This window comes from Streptomyces sp. NPDC056296, from assembly GCF_042268605.1.
Classification (GTDB): domain Bacteria; phylum Actinomycetota; class Actinomycetes; order Streptomycetales; family Streptomycetaceae; genus Streptomyces.
In genome coordinates this window covers 83296-102296 of the sequence record NZ_JBHJRX010000013.1, presented here as the reverse complement: position 1 = coordinate 102296, position 19001 = coordinate 83296, and the positions used below count along the sequence as shown (strand labels likewise).

The window sequence follows — 19001 nt, the reverse complement described above, 5'->3', positions numbered from 1 at the left end:
GTTCTCTACTGGGGCACGCAGCGGGCACGGTGATGCTTACGACTGGCCTGCCAACGTGTTGGCAGTTGTTTTACCTGCGGCGTAGACCTCACCCTTGGTGATCACCGAAAGGTCTTGAAAACCGTCGTGGCAGCGATGTCACCGTGGGTTCAAATCCCACACCCACCGCAGTGATGAACGGCCCCTGACCAGGCGTTACGGTCGGGGGCCGTCGCTGTGCGCGCTACCTGCCGAGCACCGTCTCGCGTACTCGGGTTGATCTGAGTACTTGCGCTCTGGTCGGCCGGGCGGGCGGGCCTGAACGTTTGGGGCATGGAACAACGACGACCGAAGCCCGTCCCCCAGCTGGTGTGGGGCCTCGTACTGGCCGGCGTGACGTCGGCGTTGTGGGCCGCCTGGCTGGGGTGGGACCAGCAGCGTGATGTGCACGCCGACGGTTCGACGACTGGGCCCTACGAGGCATGGCAGGTGATCGGGCTCGTGCTGACTCTGCTGGCGCCGGTGTGCTGGGCGGCGTCCCGGCGCTATGTCGCAGGCGCCGTGGTCGGCTCACCGTCGGGCTGACCGCTTCCGCCTACTACGACTGGTCGGACGACTCCAGTGGCCTCTTCGTGGTGGGTGTGGGGATGGTCATGGTGGGGAGCCTCGCTGTGACCTCCGCACTCGGCGCCGTGATCGCCTCCGTGAAGCGAGGAGGTGAGGCTGTGACAGGGCTGTGACCGGAAGTGTGGCTTCCGCCACGGTCGTAACGGGGTCGGGCTGGTGGGGTGGGGCGATGCGAATCCCCCAGCTCCGCGCGCCGCTTGTGGTCTCCGGTGTTCTCGTCGCCGGTCTTCTGCTCGGTGCCTGTGGTACTCAGAACGACGCGTCGGATGCGGGGGGAGTCGGGGGAGCGGGTGCGCCGGAGGATCGGTGCGGGGCGGGGGCGTCCGGTGGCGTAAGTGCCAGTGCCAGTGCCGGTGCCGGTGCCGGTGCCGGTGCCGGTGGCGGTGGCGGTGGCGGTGGCGGGGAAGGTGGCGGTGGCGGGGAAGGTGCCGGTGGTGCGGGGCAGGCGCGGGACGGGGTGCGGATCGTCGGGATGGTCGAGAGGGCCGGTGGCGGGGTGAGTGCCTCTCCCGGTGCTCGGGGGAGCGGGCGACCCGGTGTGTCCGTGACGGCGGACAGCCTTCCGGGGCTGCCGGACGAGTCCCGGGGCGGGGACTCGTCGTGTGTGGTCGCGTACTCCGTGACCAATCAGGAGGCCGAGCCCTTCACGTACACCATTACCTTCTCCCTGGTGGACGACCAGGGCAGGGCGATGTCGGACGCCGAGGAGACGGTGGCGTCCGTGGGGGCGGGGCGTACCGTGCGGCGCACGCTTGAGGACGTCGGGTATCAGGGCGGTCGCAGCCTGGGCGCGGAGCACGTGCGGATCATGGATGTGAAGCGGGTGCCCGCGGACGAGGCGCCGGCGCCCGCGGGTTCCTGCCCGCCGTCCGGGCTGCGTCTCACCGACGACAAGGGGGACGCGGCCATGGGGCTGCGTGTCGTGGGGCTGCATCTGGAGAACTGCGGCAGTCGCCCGTACTCCCTGGAGGGTTACCCGGTACTGCAGTTGCTCGACGAGGACCTCGAACCGGTCGACGGGATCGACATCCTGCGGGGCACCCATGGCATTCACATGGCCGGAGAGGGGGGTGGGGTGCCTCGGCCGGTGACGCTGGAGCCGGGTGAGTCCGCCGTCTCGGGACTGGCGTGGCGCAACACCACACAGCTCGGTGAGGCGGTGACCGTGCCGTACGTCAGGGTCAGGGCCGAGGCCGGCTCCGACCCCGTGATGGTCACGCCGAACCTCGACCTCGGCACCACGGGCAAGCTGGGTGTCCGGGCTTGGCAGAAGGGCGAGACGGCGGGCGGGGGCGCGCGGCCGCGGGCCTAGAGTTCGTAGTCCCGGGCCAAGGTTGCCCAGTCGACGTCCCGCAGCGCGGGTTCCGTGTCGCAGGAGCCCGGCACGTGCGGGGTGGGCTGGAACCAGATGACGGTCAGTCCGGAGCGGTGGAGGACCGGGTCGTTGGCCGGGTCGAGGACCGTGGAGGCGAAGAGGCCCACGCAGGCCACGCGCGGCAGCAACTCGACGGGGCCGAAGGCGCCCGCGTACTGGTGCGGGTACTCGCGGGGCGGCGGCACGAGGTGCACCGGTGTGGTGGGGGACATCCGCTCGGCGGTGCGCTGGAGCGCCTTGATGCGCAGGTCGTTGACGGGGCGGCAGGGGTAGCCCTCCAGCAGGCCGCCGTACGTCGGCGTGAGCCGCAGTTCGGCGAGGTCGACGCCGCGGCCGGAGGACAGGACGACCCGGGTCAGCGACATGGTCGGCACTTTGGAGCGGTCGTGCATGGGGGACTTTCAGTTCTTTGGGGGTTCTGGGGACTTTGGGGGCTTTGGGGTTTTGGGTTCTGGGGTTTTGGGGTTTCGGGATTCGTGCGGAGGAGGGGCGGCCGGTGTCTTCGGACCGGCTGGGGGTGTGTTCCCGTCGGCGTGTCAGGGGTGGTGGCCCGTCATGCGGGCCGCTGACGCGATCGTCGCGCGGGCCTCGCGTTCGCCCAGGCCGGTGTTGAGGGCCGCCTCGATCAAGGGGTCCACGAGGGCGGGGCCGACGCCGTCCTCGTAGGCGCGGCAGGCGGCCCAGAACAGGCGGGTGTTGCGCTGGCCCTCGTGGGCGGCGAGGACGAACTGGACGAGTCCCTGACCGTGCGCCTCCGTCGTGGAGAGGGCCTGCTGGTGTGCGCGTGGCGGCGGGAGCAGGAGGCGCAGGAGCGCGGGCGGGCAGGCCGCGGGGGCGAGGTGGGCCGTGCCGGGTGCGGTGGCGTACGCGCCGTGCCGGGTGCGGGAGCCGGGGCCGACCAGGTAGCCGCCGGCGCCGCGGATGTCGATGCCGGGGGCGAGGCGGCCGGCCGAGTTGGGGACGACGCGGTCGGGCGGGCCGCTCAGCCAGAGGTGGCGTCCTCCGCTCGGGGTCAGTACGACGACGGTGGGCGGGATCGTGAACAGGTGGCGCAGGGCGAGTTCGCGCAGGGCGGCCGAGGAGTCCGTCTCCGACTTCGTGTCCAGGTCGACGCCGATCAGGTGGTGCGGCGGCAGGCCGCAGGCGATGCCGTAGCCCGTCGCCCAGGGCGCGGCGGCGAACAGTTCGCGGATGCGGGCGGGGTCGGTGGACGCGTCGTAGACCCCGTGGCCGAAGCGGCCGCACTCGCCGTGGCAGGGGGCCGGTGCCGGGTCGTCGCGGTGGGGGGAGCGCAGGGCCGGGAGCTTCGTCCGGGACAGGGGGATGACGGCCAGTCCGCGCTCGGCGGCTGACAGGGCGTGTGCGAGGGCCAGCGTCGTGGCCTGCCGGTCGGTGGTGGCCATGGGTCTATGTTCGTACGTACGTTCGAAAAAGGGAAGGGTGATTGCGCGCGACGCGCCGGGGAGGGGTGGCGGGCGGAAAAAGTGCCGGAACGCTTCACCTCTTGCGGCGCTTGGGGTGGAGCTGTCCGCACTGCCCCGAGCTGGGACGGAAGGGAAGCAAAGGGGTTTATCGACTTGTCATCACGCTTGAGGGCGAATCAGGGCTTCCGGGGTGGTTCGCCGGGGATTCGGTGGGCAATTCTGATCACGCGACGTCGTGCACAGCGTCGAGGCGGTCGGCCAACTGCCTTGGCACAAGCCCTACTTCAGCTCTACTCGGCTCCACTTCAGCTCTACTGCCGCTCTACTTCACGTACTTCTCGCGCTGTCGGCCGCAAGCCGGTGCGCACTTGTTCTGGAGGAACAACATGGCAAGCATCCGTACCGCCCGCGTCGTCGCCGCTGTCGCCGCCCTTCCGCTCGCCGCCGCCCTCTTCAGCGGCATGGCGACGGCGGACAACGGAGCCATCGCGGACGACGGATCGAACGCGACCGCTTCGGAGGCCTTCGCGGGCATCCTCGGCAGCGGCGTCGGCGGGGACAACAACGGCAACTCGTCCACCACGCAGCAGCAGGCGGTCGGCTCGGGGGCCTCGAACCAGAGCAACACCGCGCAGGTCGACGGCTCCGCGTTCACGGCGATCAACCAGGGCAACGAGAACGTGGCCGTCAGCTTCTCCCCGCTGTGGTGGTGAGCTGAGGGACCGGTGCGGGTGCGCTCCCGCGCCGGTCCCTCAGTCTCTGTGCGGGTGTGCTTCATGGGGTCGCAAGGCGCCTGGGTGGCGGTACTCCGGTAACTCCGGTATCGCCGCCCAGGCGTTTTCGCGCGCGCAAGGCGACGCGAGGCGTGTGCGAGGCGTCCGCAAGGCGTGCGCGAGGCGTGTGCGAGGCGTCCGCAAGGCGACGCGAGGCGTGTGCGAGGCGCCCGCACGACGCGCCAACGACGCGCCAACGACGCGCTTACGACCGCGCGTACGACGTGCGTGCGACGTGCGTGCGTCTTGAGGTGCGCCGCCTCCTAGGGAGCCCCCAGGGGTGAACCCGCAGTACCCCTCCTCCCCTCGTCCACCTACAGGAGGTGCAGCCGGCACCACCCCTACAACCTGAGGCGGACTCTCCTTCGGGACCTGCGGCCGATCCGCCGGACACCCCCTCGCTCATAGCGTTGAGCCATGACCACACCCGTCTGCACCAGCGCTTCGAACGCCGCCACGGCCGCGGCCCCGACCAAGGCCCCGGTCAAGGCCACAGCCATGGCCGCGGCCAAGCCGCAGACCTTCCCGTACCCGTCGTTCTCGTCGTACGTGAGGGCCCGCCAGCCGGTGCTGCTGCGCACCGCCCGGTCGCTGACCGCGAACCCGAGCGACGCGGAGGACCTGCTGCAGACCGCGCTCACCAAGACGTACGTGGCCTGGGAGCGTATCGAGGACCATCGCGCGCTGGACGGATACGTGCGCCGGGCGCTGCTGAACACCCGGACGTCGCAGTGGCGCAAGCGCAAGGTCGACGAGTTCGCCTGCGACGAGCTGCCGGAGCCGGAGCCCGTCCCCGCCGGCGACGATCCGGCGGAGCGCCAGGCCCTGCACGACGCGATGTGGCGGGCGATCATGAAGCTGCCCGCCCGGCAGCGGGCGATGGTCGTCCTCAGGTACTACGAGGACCTCAGCGAGGCCCAGACGGCCGAAGTGCTCGGAGTTTCCGTGGGCACGGTGAAGTCGGCGGTGTCGCGGGCGCTCGGTAAGCTCCGGGAAGACCCTGAGCTGGGGATTGTTCGGTGACGAACCGCTCTGCGGACCGTCGGCGAGTGCCCTGGTCGGACACCTTGCCGGGCAACGCCCACTGATCGATCACCCGGGAGTAGTGACATACCGCGCGGTATGTGCGCAGAATCAGCGCAACCCTTACCGCCGCGTAGGCAATGTCGCCCCGGGAGGACACCGTGCTGAGCACGATGCAGGACGTACCGCTGCTGATATCGAGGATCCTGACCCACGGGTCGACGATCCACGGCAGCTCCCAGGTGACCACCTGGACCGGTGAGGACGAGCCGCACCGCCGCTCCTTCGCCGAGATCGGCGCCCGCGCCGCACAACTGGCGCACGCCCTGCGCGAGGACCTGGAGGTCCAGGGCGACGAGCGAGTCGCGACGCTCGCCTGGAACAACGCCGAGCACGTCGAGGCCTACTTCGCGATCCCCTCCATGGGCGCGATCCTCCACACCCTCAATCTCCGGCTCCCGCCCGAGCAGCTGGCCTGGATCGTGAACCACGCGGCCGACCGCGTCGTGATCGCCAACGGCTCCCTGCTCCCCCTGCTCGCCCCGCTGCTGCCGCACCTGAAGACGGTCGAGCACGTCGTCGTCACCGGCCCCGGCGACCGCTCCCTGCTGGACGGGGCGTCGGTCCAGGTGCACGAGTACGAGGACCTGATCGGCGGGAAGCCGACGGCGTACGACTGGCCCGAGCTGGACGAGCGTGCCGCCGCCGCCATGTGCTACACCTCCGGGACCACCGGCGACCCCAAGGGCGTGGTCTACAGCCACCGCTCCATCTACCTGCACTCCATGCAGGTCAACATGGCCCAGTCGATGGGCCTGACCGACGAGGACACCTCGCTTGTCGTGGTTCCGCAGTTCCACGTCAACGCCTGGGGCCTGCCGCACGCCACCTTCATGACCGGCGTCAACATGCTGATGCCGGACCGCTTCCTGCAGCCCGCGCCGCTCGCCGAGATGATCGAGAGCGAGAAGCCGACGCACGCCGCCGCCGTCCCCACCATCTGGCAGGGCCTGCTCGCCGAGCTGACCGCGAAGCCCAGGGACGTCTCGTCCCTCACCCAGGTCACCATCGGCGGCTCCGCCTGTCCGCCCTCCCTGATGGAGGCGTTCGACGCGCTCGGCATGCGGGTCTGCCACGCCTGGGGCATGACGGAGACCTCCCCGCTCGGCACGGTCGCCCGCCCGCCGGCCCACGCGGTCGGGACGCCGGAGGAGTTCGCGTACCGCCTCACCCAGGGCCGCTTCCCGGCCGGTGTCGAGGCCCGGCTCACCGGGCCCGGCGGCGAGCGTCTCCCCTGGGACGGCGAGTCCGCCGGCGAGCTGGAGGTCCGCGGCAACTGGATCGCCGGTGCCTACTACAACGGCCCGGGCGCCGAGCCGCTGCGTCCCGCCGACAAGTTCAGCGAGGACGGCTGGCTGAAGACCGGCGACGTCGGCACCATCTCGCCCGACGGCTTCCTCACCCTCACCGACCGCGCCAAGGACGTCATCAAGTCCGGCGGCGAGTGGATCTCCTCCGTCGAGCTGGAGAACGCCCTGATGTCCCACCCGGACGTCGCCGAGGCCGCCGTGGTCGCCGTCCCCGACGACAAGTGGGGCGAGCGCCCGCTGGCCACCGTCGTCCTCAGGGAGGGCGCGAGCGTCGGTTTCGAGGCCCTGCGCGCCTTCCTCGCCGAGGACGGCAAGATCGCCAAGTGGCAGCTCCCGGAGCGCTGGACGATCATCGAGGCGGTGCCGAAGACGAGCGTCGGCAAGTTCGACAAGAAGGTGCTGCGCAGGCAGTACGCCGACGGCGGGCTGGACGTCACCCGGCTCTGAGCGACGGGGTCGACGCGGCTGGCGCGGCCGACGCGACTGACGCGACTGACGCTCGTGCGCCGGGTGGGGAGCCTCCCCCCGGCGTACGAGCGCCCGGCGTACGAGCCCGGGCATCCGTGCCCACCGCTTCGCTCGCCCCGTCCGCCCCGTCCGCCCCGTCCGTCCCGTCCGTCCCGTCCGTCCCGTCCGTCCCGTCCGCTGCGTCCGCCCCGTCCGCGCTCACCGCGTCCGTACGGCCGTCGCCGCCCACCCCAGCACCAGCCACGCCCCCGCCACCGCGCAGACCCCGCCCCAGCCCCAGTGGCCGTACGCGGGCCCCGCGAGGGCCGAGGCCAGGGCGCCGCCCGCGAAGCCGGACACGACGTACGCCGTGTTGGCGGTGGCAGGAGCGGAGGTGGTGGTCAGGGCGAGGGTCTGGTTGGCGACGTGGGAGGCGACCAGGGCGGCGTGCACCAGGACCGCCGCCGCGCACAGGGCCGCCATCGCCTGCCCGCCCAGCCAGAACAGCGGCACCGACACGGCGGCGAGCAGATACGCGGACCGTACGACCTTCGCGGCGCCGAACCGGTCGACCAGGCCGCCCGCGAGCGGTGCGACGACACTCGCCGCGAGCCCGAACAGGCCGAACAGCCCGGCCGCGGCGGTGGTCATGCCGTAGCCCTCGCCCCCGGCCAGGAGCAGCGCCAGCGAGGTCCACAGGGCGCTCCAGGCGCCGTACATCCCCGCCTGGCGCACGCAGGCGCGCCACAGGTCCGGCGAGTGGCGCACCACGCCGGGCAGCGCGGCGAGCCCGGCGAACAGCGAGCCCTCACGCCGACGCCGCTGCGCGGGCAGTATGTACGCGGTCGCCAGGCCCAGCACGGCGGTCAGTACGGCCGCGCCCACGAACACCACGCGCCAGCCGAAGGCCTGCCCGACCAGCCCGCCGAGCACGCGGGCCGCGACGACGCCGGCGAACAGGCCGGCGATGACGGCCGCGACATGACGGGCCCGGCGGTCGGCGGGCGCGCGCTCGGCGACCAGCGGGACCAGGAGCTGCGGTACGACGGTCGCGGCCGAGGCGACCAGGACGGCGCCCGCGAGTGCGCCGGTCCCGGCCGACGCGGCGCCGACCACCAGGGCCGCCGCGGCGACCAGCGCCAGGACGGCGACCAGGCGGCGCCGGTTCACGCTGTCCCCGAGCGGTGCGAAGAAGAGCAGGCCGGCCGCGTAACCGAACTGCGCGACCGAGGCGAGCCAGGCCACCGCCGAGGGCGTGGAGCCGAAGTCGTGGGCGATGAGGGGGAGCAGCGGCGCCGCGAGGTAGATGTTGGCTGCCGTGACGGCGGTGCAGACGGCGATCAGGGGGAGGAAGAGGCGGGAGGAGGCGGACGGCCTCTTCCGGAGCGCGTCGCGGACCTCGCCCTCCGGCGTGGTCCGGGTGGTGGCTGCTGACGGTGAGGACATGAGCGGAGCGACTCCTTCGAGCGCACATTAACAACTAACTGGTTGGTTGGAATCGACTCCCGGAGTTTGTTCCGCGCCCCCCCCCCGCCCTGTCAACCAAATAGTTGGTTACCGCGCCCGCCCCGCTACCCTGTCCCCATGGGAGCAAGGGACCCCGAGGCCACCAAGGCCCGGATCTTCGAGGCCGCGGTCGCCGAATTCGCCCGCTACGGCATCGCCGGCGCCCGCATCGACCGCATCGCGGCCGAGGCCAAGGCCAACAAGCAGCTGATCTACGCCTACTACGGCAACAAGAGCGAGCTGTTCGCCTCCGTCCTCGAGAAGAAGATGCTCGACCTCGCGATCTCCGTCCCCGTCGACCCGGACGACATCGAGGGCTGGGTCGACCGCCTCATGGACTACCACGCCGCCCACCCCGAGCTGCTCCGCCTGCTCTTCTGGGAGGGCATGGAGTACGGCACGGCCGAGCTGCCCCACGAGGCCGAGCGCAAGGACCACTACGCCCGCAAGGTCGCCGCCGTACGGGACGCCCAGGCGCGCGGCGTGGTCACCGACGCGATTCCGGCGCCCGACCTGCTCTTCCTGCTGGTCGCGATGACCAACTGGGCGACCGTCGTGCCGCAGATGAAGCGCATCCTGGTCGGTGGCGAGGACACGGACGCCGACCGGCTGCGCGCCTCGATCAAGGAGGCGGCGCGCAGGATCGTCTCCGGCCAGGTCAGCTGAGCCGGACCGGCGTCAGTTGGTCCCGGTCCGCGGGAGCAGCGCTCGGGCCGGCGTCAGTTGGTCCCGGTCCGCGGGAGCAGCGCTCGGGCCGGCGTCAGTTGGTCCCGATCCGTGAGAGCAGCTCGACGATCCGGGACTGCACCTCGCCGCTCGTGGAGCGCTCCGCCAGGAACAGCACCGTCTCGCCCGAGGCCAGCCGCGGCAGGTCGGCCTGGTCGACGGCGGCGGTGTAGACGACGAGCGGAGTGCGGTTTAGCTGCCCGTTCGCGCGCAGCCAGTCGATGATCCCGGCGTACCCGGCCTGCCCCCGCTGCACCCGCATCAGGTCCATCACGACCAGGTTCGGCCGGAACTGCCCCGCCAGCGTCACCGCGTCGGCGTCGCTCGCCGCCCGCGCCACCTGCATCCCACGCCGCTCCAGCGTCGCCGTCAGCGCCAGCGCGATCTCCGCGTGCTCCTCGATCAGCAGCACGCGAGGCGGGTGCTGCTCGCTGTCCCGGGGCGCGAGCGCCTTCAGCAGTACGGCCGGGTCGGCGCCGTATGCGGCATCGCGCGAGGCCTGTCCGAGCCCGGCCGTGACCAGCACCGGCACCTCGGCCGCCACGGCGGCCTGCCGCAGCGACTGGAGCGCCGTACGGGTGATCGGCCCGGTCAGCGGGTCCACGAACAGCGCGGCGGGGAACGCCGCGATCTGCGCGTCGACCTCCTCGCGCGAGTGCACGATCACCGGCCGGTAGCCGCGGTCGCTGAGCGCCTGCTGCGTGGAGACGTCCGGCGCGGGCCACACCAGCAGCCGGCGCGGGTTGTCCAGCGGCTCCGGCGGCAGCTCGTCGTCCATCGGCTGCGGACGCGGCGGGTCCGCCACCTCCACGGCCCCGCCGGGCCCGTCCAGCGGCTCGGGCCCCTCGGCGGCGTTCTTGTCCGGCGCCCCTATGGCGTACGACCGACCGGCGCCCTCGGTGACCGGCGCGCGCCGGGGCTGACCGCCGGCCAGGGACGGCTGCTCCTGCCCCTGCGACCGGCCCGGGGGCTGGGACTGGGACTGGGGCTGGGTCTTCGGCTGCGCGGCGGCGGGCGGCTGTTCGGTCGGCGGATGCGGGCGGGCCGACGGTTCAGGCCGCGCGGCGGCCGGGTCGGGCGGCGTACCCAGCTTGCGGCGCCGGCCCGAGCCGCCCGGCTGATGCGGGGCGGGTGTGGCCGACGGCTGCTGCACCTGGACCGCCTGCCGGTTGAACGGCACGCCCTGGCCCAGCGTCCGCACGCTGATCGACCGTCCCTGCGTCGAGTTCGGGTCGACGGGCGCGGACGCCTCGGCGGGCAGGGGCTGCGCCGCGCGCGGAGCGGGGGCGTTCTCCGGCGGCAGCGGGGTCCCCTGGCTCGGCGTGGGGGCGGGGACGCCCTGCGGGGGCGTCGAGGCCGGGGGCGCGGCAGGGGCGGGCCCGGTGGCGCCCCCCGGCGGTACGCGGGTGCCGGTGCCGGTGCCGGTGCCGGTGCTGGTGCCGGTGCCGGTGCCTGTGGCGTCGGCGGCGGCGGGCCACGGCTGCGCGGCCGGCTGACCGGCGGCAGCGGGCTGCGCGGTGTCGGCGGCGGCCTCGACGGGGTGGGGTGACTCTGGGTGGGGCGGCTCGAGGTGGGCGGCAGGTGCGGGCGCGGGCCCGGGCGCCGGTGCGGACTGGGCGAGTACGCCCTGACCGGCCGTGTTCTGCGCGGCCGTGTTCCGCGCGGCGGTGTTCTGTGCGGCGGTGTTTTGCGTGGCGGTGTTCCGATGGGCCGTGTTCTGCGGAGGAACGGGGGCTCCATGCACGGTGGCTCCCTGCATGGGTGCCCCCTGCACGGTGGCTCCCTGCATGGGTGCTCCCTGCACGGTGGCTCCCTGCACGGGTGCCCCCTGCACGGATGCCCCCTGCGCGGGGGTGCCCTGGGCCGGGCGACCACCCTGCGCCGACGCCGACGCCGGCGCCGCTTCGTCGGACTGCTGGGCGGCGGCACCGGCCCGGCGACGCCGTCCCGTCGGTGCCTCGGCCGGGTGCGGCTGCGGCGGGGTGTGATCGTCGGACTGGTCGTGCGGTACGGCGTCGTGTCGGCCGTCGTCGAGCAGGGCGTCCCCGGAAGCGGCCGGGCCGGGCACCTGGACCTGCCCCGTGGGCGCCGCCACGGGCGCTGCGGTGCCGGCCGTCCCGTGCGGCTCCGCCGTCCCGTCGGACGGCCGGTCGGCGTCGGCGGGCGGCAGGGCGAACACCTGACGCGGCGCCGCCTCCTGCGCGGCGGCACGCTCGTTCGCGGAGGCCAGGGCGCGGCGCCGGCGCCCGGTCGGCTGGGACCCGTCGTCCGGGCCCGACTCGCCGGCCTGCGCGGGCAGGGCCGGCGGCAGCGCCTGCTGCTCACCACCGTCCCGCCGGGCGCGCCGACCACCGGGCGCGGGCACACCCTGCGGCGGTACGGTCCCGCCGAGACCGGTGTTGGAGGCCGCGGACGCTCCGCCGTGCTCGCCGGCCATGACGACGGCGCCCTCGGACACTCCGGCGGGCAGGCCTTGAGGCATGCCTTGGGGCAGCCCCTCGACGGAGGCACCGACGGCCTCCGCGGACCGCCCGCGCCGACGCCCGGTACCGCCGGACCCCTCGCCCGGCGCCGCCTGAGCGGGAACCGGAAGCGGTACGGCCACCTGACCCTGCTCCTGCGACCCCGGGCCTTGCTCTCGCGCCCCCGGGCCCTGCTCCCGCGCCCCCGGGCCCTGCTCCCGCGCCCCCGGGCCCTGCTCCCGCGACCCCGGGCCCTGCTCCCGCGACCCCTCTCCCTGCTCCCGCGACCCCTCTCCCTGCTCATGAGCCTGATCCTGAGCCTGAACCGCACGCCGCCTGCGCCGCCCGGTCGGTGCGGTACCCGAGCCCCCGGGACCGGCGGCGGCCCCGTCGTCGCCCTCGCCCGCCGCGCCCGCGACCTCGCTCTCCAGGAACGCGTCGACGGACGCCCGCCGAGCTCGTCGCCGCCCGCCACCGGGGGCCGGCTCCTGAACGGCCAGGGCGCTGCCCGTACCCGGGGCACCCGCCGCACCCTCGACCTCGGCGGCCCCTGCCTGCGTCGGTGCCGGCGCCGCCTGTCCTGGGGCCGGGCCCGGAGCATGGGCCTCAACGGCCCCCGCCCCACCACCGATCGGCACCTCCAGCACGTACGCGTTGCCGCTCATGCCCGGCACCTCGTGCGTCTGCAGCACGCCACCGTGCGCCCGCACGATGCCCCGCACGATCGGCTCGTGCACCGGGTCTCCCCCGGTGTACGGACCGCGCACCTCGATGCGTACGACCTCGCCGCGCTGCGCCGCCGCGACCACGACGGTGTTGTCCAGGTAGCCGCCCGTCGCCGACACGGGCGAGTTGCCGGTGGCGTCGACGCCCGCCACGTCCGCGACGAGATGCGCGAGCGCGGTGGCCAGCAGCCGGACGTCGACCTCGGCCTCGATGGGCGGCGCGTGCACGGCGAACTGCACCCGTCCCGGCCCGATCAGTTCCACGGCACCGTCGACACCGGCGGCGACGACGGCGTCGAGCATCACCTTCGTACGGGAGACGTTCTCGTTGCCGACGTCGAGGCGCTGATAGCCGAGGACGTTGTCGATGAGGGTGGTGATGCGCGAATAACCGGCCGAGAGGTGGTGCAGCACCTGGTTGGCCTCGGGCCACAGCTGCCCGGCGTCGTCCGCGGCCAGCGCGGCGAGTTCCTGCCGCAGTTCGTCCAGGGGCCCGCGCAGGGAGCCCCCGAGGAGGGTGAGCAACTGCTCGTGCCGGGCGGCGATCGCCTCGTAGCGGTCCTTCTCCCGCTCACCGAGCGCGGCGTAGCGGTCGGCGTCCGCGGCGACCTCCTCCGCGTGCTTCTCCCGCAGCTCCTCCAGCTCACTCACGTGCTGTTGGCGCAGCGCGGTCAGCTCGGAGGCGTGCTCCTCGGCGAGCCGCTCCAGTTCCTCGGCGTGCCGCTGCTCCGCGTCCTCGTGCTCCTTGACGAGCGCGTCGTAGGGGCGCCGGTCGGTGAAGGTCATCACGGCGCCGACGAGCTGGTCGCCGTCGCGCACGGGCGCGGTCGTCAGGTCGACCGGCAGCTGGTCGCCGCTCTTGGCGAACACCACCTGCCCGCGCACCCGGTGCTTGCGGCCCGAGCGGAGGGTGTCGGCGAGCGGGGACTCGTCGTACGGGAAGGGCGAGCCGTCGGCCCGCGAGTGCAGGACGAGGGTGTGCAGCTCGCGGCCGCCGAGGTCGCTGGCCCGGTAGCCCAGTATCTGGGCGGCGGCCGGGTTGACGAGGACGATCCGTCCGTCGGTGTCGGTCCCGACGACGCCCTCGGACGCGGCCCGCAGGATCATCTCGGTCTGCCGCTGCGAACGGGCCAGCTCGGCCTCGGTGTCGACGGTGCCGGAGAGGTCGCGGACGACGAGCATCAGCAGTTCGTCGCCGGTGTAGCCGTAGTTGTCGTAGGCCTGCTGGCCGGTCTCCAGGTTGGCGCTCGTGACCTCGACCGGGAACTCGGTCCCGTCGGTGCGCCGGGCGACCATCCGCGTGGGCTTGGTACGCGCCCGCGGATCGATATGGTCCGGCCGCCGCATCGACCCGGGGATCAGCCGCGAGTCGAACTGCGGGAGCAGATCCAGCAGCCCGCGCCCGACCAGCGCGGTGCCCGGAGTCTCGAAGGCCTCCAGCGCGATGGTGTTGGCGTTGACGACGGTGCCGTTGGCGTTGACCAGTACCAACGCATCCGGCAGGGCGTCCAGTATGGCTGCGAGGCGAGCAGTGCCTCGGGATGGCCTGCTGCTCACGAGACGCTTCCCTCCTGTTACCGCACTTGCCGACCGCCCGGGCCATCTTGCCAATCGGCCCGCAGCGTGTCACGCGAGGGAGTCTAAGGGTTGGGGCCGGGCGGGCGGCGTGGGATGGCAGGGAGGTCGCACGAGGAAGTGACGTAGAACGTGTGCCCGAGCGCCGCGCACCCCCCTCCCGACGCCGTACCGGACCCCCCCTCCTGGTGCCTGACGGAGCGCTTCCCGGTGCCGTACCGGACGTCTCCCGGTGCCGTACCGAAGCTCCTACGACCGCCCCGGCGCCTACGACCGCCCCGGCGCCTGCGACCCCACCTCGGGCAGCAGCGGCACCATGCGGTCCCAGCGGGAGATCTCGCAACCGTCGCGGCGGTCGTACGTCACGTCGACGGGGCGTCCGGCCCAGGTGCCCGTGACGTGCGCGGTGGCGGGGCCGCCGTACTGCATGGTGCAGACGCTGCCCTCCGGGACGGGGGCGAAGGTGTCCTCCCCCCACCGCGTGTCGCGCTCGACGACGGCACAGGCGCCGTCCGGGTCGGGGTGGCTGCCGCCGTGGGGGTGGCAGTACAGCTCGTACGTGCCGTCCGCACCCGCGCCGGCGTCCCGGACGGTGACCGTCAGGTGATCAACGCTCGGCGCCTCGGTGCCGGCAGCGGCGGCCGGGTGCGCGGCGGACAGGGAGGCGAGGAAGGCGACGGACAGGGCAGCGGCGCCGAGGAGACGGGCGGCGGCGGGGAGGCGGGTGACCTGGAACATGACCTGACTAACGCGCCGACCTGCCGGACGTTGCGCGACCGGGCGGTAAGGGCTTTGCCCTGCGGCCTGCCCGCCTAGTACCGTGGGGGTCGATTGGTGACAGCGCGCTCAACTGTGTCATCATCGGCACGCGCCACTCGCGCTCGCACGCGAGAGGTGATGTTGTCTGGAGGCGTCGCCTAGTCCGGTCTATGGCGCCGCACTGCTAATGCGGTTTGGGTCTTAAAGCCCATCGAGGGTTCAAATCCCTCCGCCTCCGCACGGATCATCGAAGCCCCGGCCCACTCGGCCGGGGCTTCGATGCTGTCCGGGCCCGTCCGGCCGTGATGGCTCGTTTCCTCGTTTTCGCAGGTCACAAGCGGCGCGGCCAATGGATTTCACATGACGGCGGCAGTCATGTAATGTTCTTCCTGTCGCCGCGAGCGGGCCGAAAGGGCCGGGAGTGGCGGTAAAACTGAACAAGACAAGCACTCGTAGCTTAACGGATAGAGCATCTGACTACGGATCAGAAGGTTGCAGGTTCGAATCCTGCCGAGTGCACAGCAGACCAGAGGCCCTGTGGAGAGATCCGCAGGGCCTCTGGCTTTTGCGTTGACGGCGGTCTTTGACGGCAACCGTGGATCGTGTGCCGGCAGGGCGCATGCTCAGGCCCTCGCCTTTCGTCCCAACTGTTGCCGTCACCTCTGTCATTCCGATAGAACCCGATATACGTGGATCATCACGCCCTGGCCGCTGCTGAAGGTGGCGTGCGCACGCCGTCCTTCTGGCGGATGCCTGGCTGGCCGACAATCCCGCACCCGGGTGGAGCTCCCGGGGCTTGATCATGTGAACCATGGGGGTGTCACCGCATTGGCAATGACTAGGGGTGAAAAAGGATGGTTCAGCGGTATAAGTGCTCTGGCCGTGGTGCTGCTTCTCCTACTACTCAGCTCCTGTGGCGACGACTGTGAGGACGTGGCGGCGGCGCCGGGTGCGACGGTCACTGTCACGGCCACGGCCACTCCGGGCCCAGCTGGGAGCCAGGTCGGGAAGAGCGTCGACAGAGCCTCGAAGCGAGCAAGGCAGAGCGGGTTGAGCGTTGCGGTGCACGACGCCAGCAACCAGGACGAGGCTCCAGGAGGTGACTGGACGGTGTGCTTCGAGAAAGCAACCCTGAGCAAGGTCGACTTCGCTGCCGTGCCAGACGGGGCGCCGTGCCCCAAAAAGGATGGTCGACCCCTTCCCTGGCCCAAGATGCCGAACGTGAAGGGCACCACGTATGCCAAGGCCGTGGAGAAGCTGCGAGATGCCGTCGGTGACATAGACATCAAGGCCGCCTACGAGGACAAGACGGCCTACGACACGGACAACGAAGGTGGTGACTACGCGAGCTGGAAGGTGTGCTTCCAGAGCGTCAAGGCTGGGACCGCCCTGCCGTATGAACCAGATGTCACCCTGCACGCCGTGGAGAAGGGCGAGGCGTGTCCGTCATCGAAGGGGCTCTACAAGGACCCCACGAACGATCCGGACTACGTCGAACCCGATTACGTCGACCCCGACGACGGATGGTCTGGGGATGACAGCAGCAGCGGGGGCAGCGAGGACGACTACTACCCCGGTGACAAGGGTGGGTGCCCGCCTGGCGGCTGCTACAACCCGTGTCCGCCCGGAGGCTGCCGGTAGAACGCAAGGCCCGCGCCGATGTTGCTCTGGCGCGGGCCCTCGTAGGCGGGGTGAGCTGTCCGAATCACCTCATGGATCAAGGCGGCCCACCTACGGCGGTCCGCGCGCGCTGGCGGCCAGGGGCCGCCGCCGCTCCATGCCTCCGCCACCGCTGCAGCGGCCCTCACCCACTCAGCGCGCAGCACAGCCGGGGCGGAGAGCCCGACCACGAAGGAGCCCGACCAGACCGACCAACAGGACTAGGCCGACCCCGACCACACCAGGCCAGGCCACCCAACCGACCCATGCTTTGCAGCCGACGGAAGCCACAGGCGCATGAACGCCGAAAGTGCCGGCGTCCACGTCGATCACGGTCGAGCCAGCGTGGAGCTGAAGGCCGTGACGAAGAGAAGTAGCGTGGTCGGGGTCGGTCCGGGGTTGCTGGAAACACACGTGGCGGGTGCTCGTTCGGCGAGTCCGCCGCCGTGGCTTACTTTCGGTGGTGAACGTCAGAACTGGGATGCAGCGAGGTTGAAGTCGCACCCGCATTCGAGCGCGCCGACCACCCCGGTACATCGGCACCGGGGTCCTGATCAGGGCGTGCGTGACCGGACCACCCGGTTTGCTGTCCAGGCTGAGGGGTGGTCCGGTCTCTTGTTGTCGCCCGCACTGGGGCGTCCGTTGTCCAGGTTTCGTGATCGGCTCAGAGCCTTGCCCACTTCGTAGATGGTGGGGCGATCCCCGGGAGCATGGCTGAGCATCGCGTCGATCAGCTCGCCGAGTTGACCGGACACCTTTACGGAGCGGCGATTCCCCCTTGCCACTGCCTCCCGCTGAACAGGACGGGGAGCATCGTCCGGGTACTCGACCACTCGCCAGCCAGTAGCGGACATGAGGAGAGAGGCACCCAGTGCGTAAACGTCGGCTTCCTCGGACGGTTCGGCGGTCCCCGTAGCGAGAACACTCTGAGCGATCTCCGGAGCCTCGTAGTGGACAAGGCAGCCGCGGAACGGGAAGTTGTACCCACTGGGCACTTGACCGCCGTGGGCAAGAGCGAGGTCGATGAGGTGCGTTCGTTCGGGCCCGACGATGAAGTGAGCAGGCTGCACATCACCGTGTGCCCAGCCCGCCGCGTGGAGTTCGGCCAGGGCCTCGACGCAACTCAGTGCCACGCTGACGTGCGGTTTGATGGTCGAGTCTTCGCTACGAGAGGGCTCCCACAACCGGTAAAGATCAGGCCCTTCACGCCACGGCTGGAAGTTCCACGTGCCCTGCTCCCACTCGCCGTAGGCCACCTCTTCGCAGCCCAGGCGATGCAAGATGGCGCCCTCGCGTGCCGGCGCGAGCGCGGTCCAGGGTTGGGCGGGCCAGTCGGCCGTAGCCTCGATCGGGTACCCGAGTTTCACGGCGTACCGGCCTCGATGGCTGTCGACCTCCCAGACGGTTGAGCCGCGACGGTTGAGGACCATGCGTTGAGTCGTGGGCATGAGCGCATGAAGCACCACGATCGGCAGCTCGGAAGTTGTGCCGAACAACGTCTCTTCTCCTTCCTGGCGCGAACGCGGCCGACAACGAAGAGAGGCCGGCCGCGTTGCGGTTGGCCGAGTGTTACGCCTGGCCGTACGGTCGGCCGCAGTCGGAGTCGCACTGCGCGAGATTCTCGCCGTTCACGGTCCAGAGGTCATCGAAGACCATGAACCCGGCGGCCTTCATGGCGCGGACCGAGGCTGCAACCATTTCCGGGTCGCGGGCGCCCCCACCCGGCTTCGGGTTGTGGTGCAGGAAGCGGCCCGCGTACTTCTGGCACAGCTCGGCGTACTCCTTCGTGTGCAGGATGAACGCGTGCAGGCCGAGGTCCACGTCGTCCGACGGAACCATGGGCACCGTGGCGGTGGCAGCAGTGACGAGGAACGCCACCGCCTGGTCCGCGATCCGCTCGGCACGCTCGGGCGACTGGCCGTTGTGCACGACCACGAAGTGGCCGAGGCTCTCGAACAGCTCCTCACCAGCCACCGTGCGACCGGTCTTCTGGTCGTTTGCCGTTGCGGTCATGTGCGTCTCCTTGAAATAAGGCGGTGCATGGCAGATGTCTCCCGTCCCAGCCGCGAGTTCAAATCACTGACGATCCGGGAGGGTGTAGGCCGGCCCGAGCGGGGCGGGGAGCCGGGGATGGCACCCGATCGGACCGGCCGGTCTACTTGCCGATGGCGAGAGTCATACCGATCACCAGCCCGCGTGATCCGATGATGAACAGGACTCCGGCGTACCGGCCGACGACGCGCATCACAGCCCGCCCCGACTGTTGCCGTTCCGCACGGCCAGGCGAACGCTCAGTTCCTCTCGTGCACTGAGCGCTACGACCTGGTCCGGCATGGCATCCCACTCGGCGCCGCCACGGACCGGCCGCATCTGCACACGGCCACCAATCTGGTCCATGACCACGCCGATACGTCGCCTGGCGTTGTCCCTGGCCAGGTCACCGGGGGCTGGTCTGGTCTGCTGGTTGCTCGCCATGCCAACGAGCTTCCTGCCGACCGCCAGGACGCCGGAACTACGGACAAACCCCATTTCGGGACGTCCCGCGTCGAGTAGAACGTCCCTAGTGCCGTC

The 19001-nt window shown here is 71.6% G+C and carries 14 protein-coding genes, 2 tRNA genes and 1 pseudogene; 9 read left to right on the top strand and 8 right to left on the bottom strand.

Features of this window, described 5'->3' with window-relative positions:
* The first annotated feature begins 312 nt into the window (after positions 1–312).
* Positions 313–719, top strand: a pseudogene (locus ACFCZF_RS12355) (hypothetical protein).
* A 431-nt stretch (positions 720–1150) separates the two neighbouring features.
* Positions 1151–1918 carry a DUF4232 domain-containing protein gene (locus ACFCZF_RS12350; RefSeq protein ID WP_376671619.1) on the top strand — a complete coding sequence of 256 codons (768 nt, stop codon included), beginning with the start codon at positions 1151–1153 and terminating at the stop codon, positions 1916–1918.
* Here ACFCZF_RS12350 and ACFCZF_RS12345 read toward each other — a convergent pair.
* The gene (locus tag ACFCZF_RS12345; protein ID WP_376671618.1) at positions 1915–2373 is read right to left on the bottom strand and encodes a hypothetical protein; all 459 of its coding nucleotides are present in this window, start codon (positions 2371–2373) and stop codon (positions 1915–1917) included. The genes ACFCZF_RS12350 and ACFCZF_RS12345 overlap by 4 nt on opposite strands.
* A 144-nt stretch (positions 2374–2517) precedes the next feature.
* Positions 2518–3384, bottom strand: coding sequence for a bifunctional DNA primase/polymerase (locus ACFCZF_RS12340; protein ID WP_376671617.1), 867 nt, complete (start codon positions 3382–3384; stop codon positions 2518–2520).
* Positions 3385–3791: 407 nt separating this feature from the next.
* On the opposite strand from ACFCZF_RS12340, the gene ACFCZF_RS12335 reads away from it, so the two are divergent.
* The 3 genes from ACFCZF_RS12335 to ACFCZF_RS12325 all read left to right on the top strand — a co-directional run bounded on the left by ACFCZF_RS12335 (position 3792) and on the right by ACFCZF_RS12325 (position 7018).
* Entirely contained in the window at positions 3792–4118 is a 327-nt protein-coding gene (locus ACFCZF_RS12335; protein WP_376671616.1) for a hypothetical protein, read from the top strand.
* A 477-nt stretch (positions 4119–4595) separates the two neighbouring features.
* On the top strand, positions 4596–5201 hold the full coding sequence (locus tag ACFCZF_RS12330; RefSeq protein ID WP_376671615.1) for a SigE family RNA polymerase sigma factor: 606 nt from the start codon (positions 4596–4598) through the stop codon (positions 5199–5201).
* A gap of 140 nt (positions 5202–5341) precedes the next feature.
* Positions 5342–7018 (top strand): long-chain fatty acid--CoA ligase, encoded by a 1677-nt coding sequence (locus ACFCZF_RS12325; RefSeq protein ID WP_376671614.1) that lies wholly within the window; start codon positions 5342–5344, stop codon positions 7016–7018.
* Positions 7019–7237: 219 nt separating this feature from the next.
* Here ACFCZF_RS12325 and ACFCZF_RS12320 read toward each other — a convergent pair whose 3' ends face one another.
* Positions 7238–8464 carry an MFS transporter gene (locus ACFCZF_RS12320; RefSeq protein WP_376671613.1) on the bottom strand — a complete coding sequence of 409 codons (1227 nt, stop codon included), beginning with the start codon at positions 8462–8464 and terminating at the stop codon, positions 7238–7240.
* Positions 8465–8602: 138 nt separating this feature from the next.
* On the opposite strand from ACFCZF_RS12320, the gene ACFCZF_RS12315 reads away from it, so the two are divergent.
* Positions 8603–9190, top strand: a complete 588-nt coding sequence (locus ACFCZF_RS12315; RefSeq protein WP_376671612.1) for a TetR family transcriptional regulator — start codon at positions 8603–8605, stop codon at positions 9188–9190.
* A gap of 94 nt (positions 9191–9284) precedes the next feature.
* On the opposite strand, the gene ACFCZF_RS12310 is transcribed toward ACFCZF_RS12315, so the two are convergent.
* Both ACFCZF_RS12310 and ACFCZF_RS12305 read right to left on the bottom strand, forming a co-directional pair.
* Positions 9285–13994, bottom strand: coding sequence for a PAS domain-containing protein (locus ACFCZF_RS12310; RefSeq protein WP_376671611.1), 4710 nt, complete (start codon positions 13992–13994; stop codon positions 9285–9287).
* Between the two features lie 285 nt (positions 13995–14279).
* Positions 14280–14750, bottom strand: coding sequence for an SSI family serine proteinase inhibitor (locus ACFCZF_RS12305; protein WP_376671610.1), 471 nt, complete (start codon positions 14748–14750; stop codon positions 14280–14282).
* A 168-nt stretch (positions 14751–14918) separates the two neighbouring features.
* Here ACFCZF_RS12305 and ACFCZF_RS12300 point away from each other — a divergent pair.
* From ACFCZF_RS12300 to ACFCZF_RS12290, 3 genes are all read left to right on the top strand, one after another.
* Positions 14919–15009: transfer RNA gene (locus tag ACFCZF_RS12300), tRNA-Ser, on the top strand.
* 208 nt (positions 15010–15217) lie between these two features.
* A tRNA-Arg gene (locus tag ACFCZF_RS12295) sits at positions 15218–15290 on the top strand.
* Between the two features lie 363 nt (positions 15291–15653).
* Positions 15654–16412, top strand: a complete 759-nt coding sequence (locus tag ACFCZF_RS12290; protein WP_376671609.1) for a PASTA domain-containing protein — start codon at positions 15654–15656, stop codon at positions 16410–16412.
* A 572-nt stretch (positions 16413–16984) separates the two neighbouring features.
* On the opposite strand, the gene ACFCZF_RS12285 is transcribed toward ACFCZF_RS12290, so the two are convergent.
* The 3 genes from ACFCZF_RS12285 to ACFCZF_RS12275 all read right to left on the bottom strand — a co-directional run bounded on the left by ACFCZF_RS12285 (position 16985) and on the right by ACFCZF_RS12275 (position 18905).
* Positions 16985–17926 (bottom strand): protein kinase, encoded by a 942-nt coding sequence (locus tag ACFCZF_RS12285; protein WP_376671608.1) that lies wholly within the window; start codon positions 17924–17926, stop codon positions 16985–16987.
* 73 nt (positions 17927–17999) lie between these two features.
* Positions 18000–18443 (bottom strand): glycine-rich domain-containing protein, encoded by a 444-nt coding sequence (locus tag ACFCZF_RS12280; RefSeq protein WP_376671607.1) that lies wholly within the window; start codon positions 18441–18443, stop codon positions 18000–18002.
* Between the two features lie 231 nt (positions 18444–18674).
* Positions 18675–18905, bottom strand: coding sequence for a hypothetical protein (locus tag ACFCZF_RS12275; RefSeq protein ID WP_376671606.1), 231 nt, complete (start codon positions 18903–18905; stop codon positions 18675–18677).
* Positions 18906–19001: the final 96 nt, after the last annotated feature.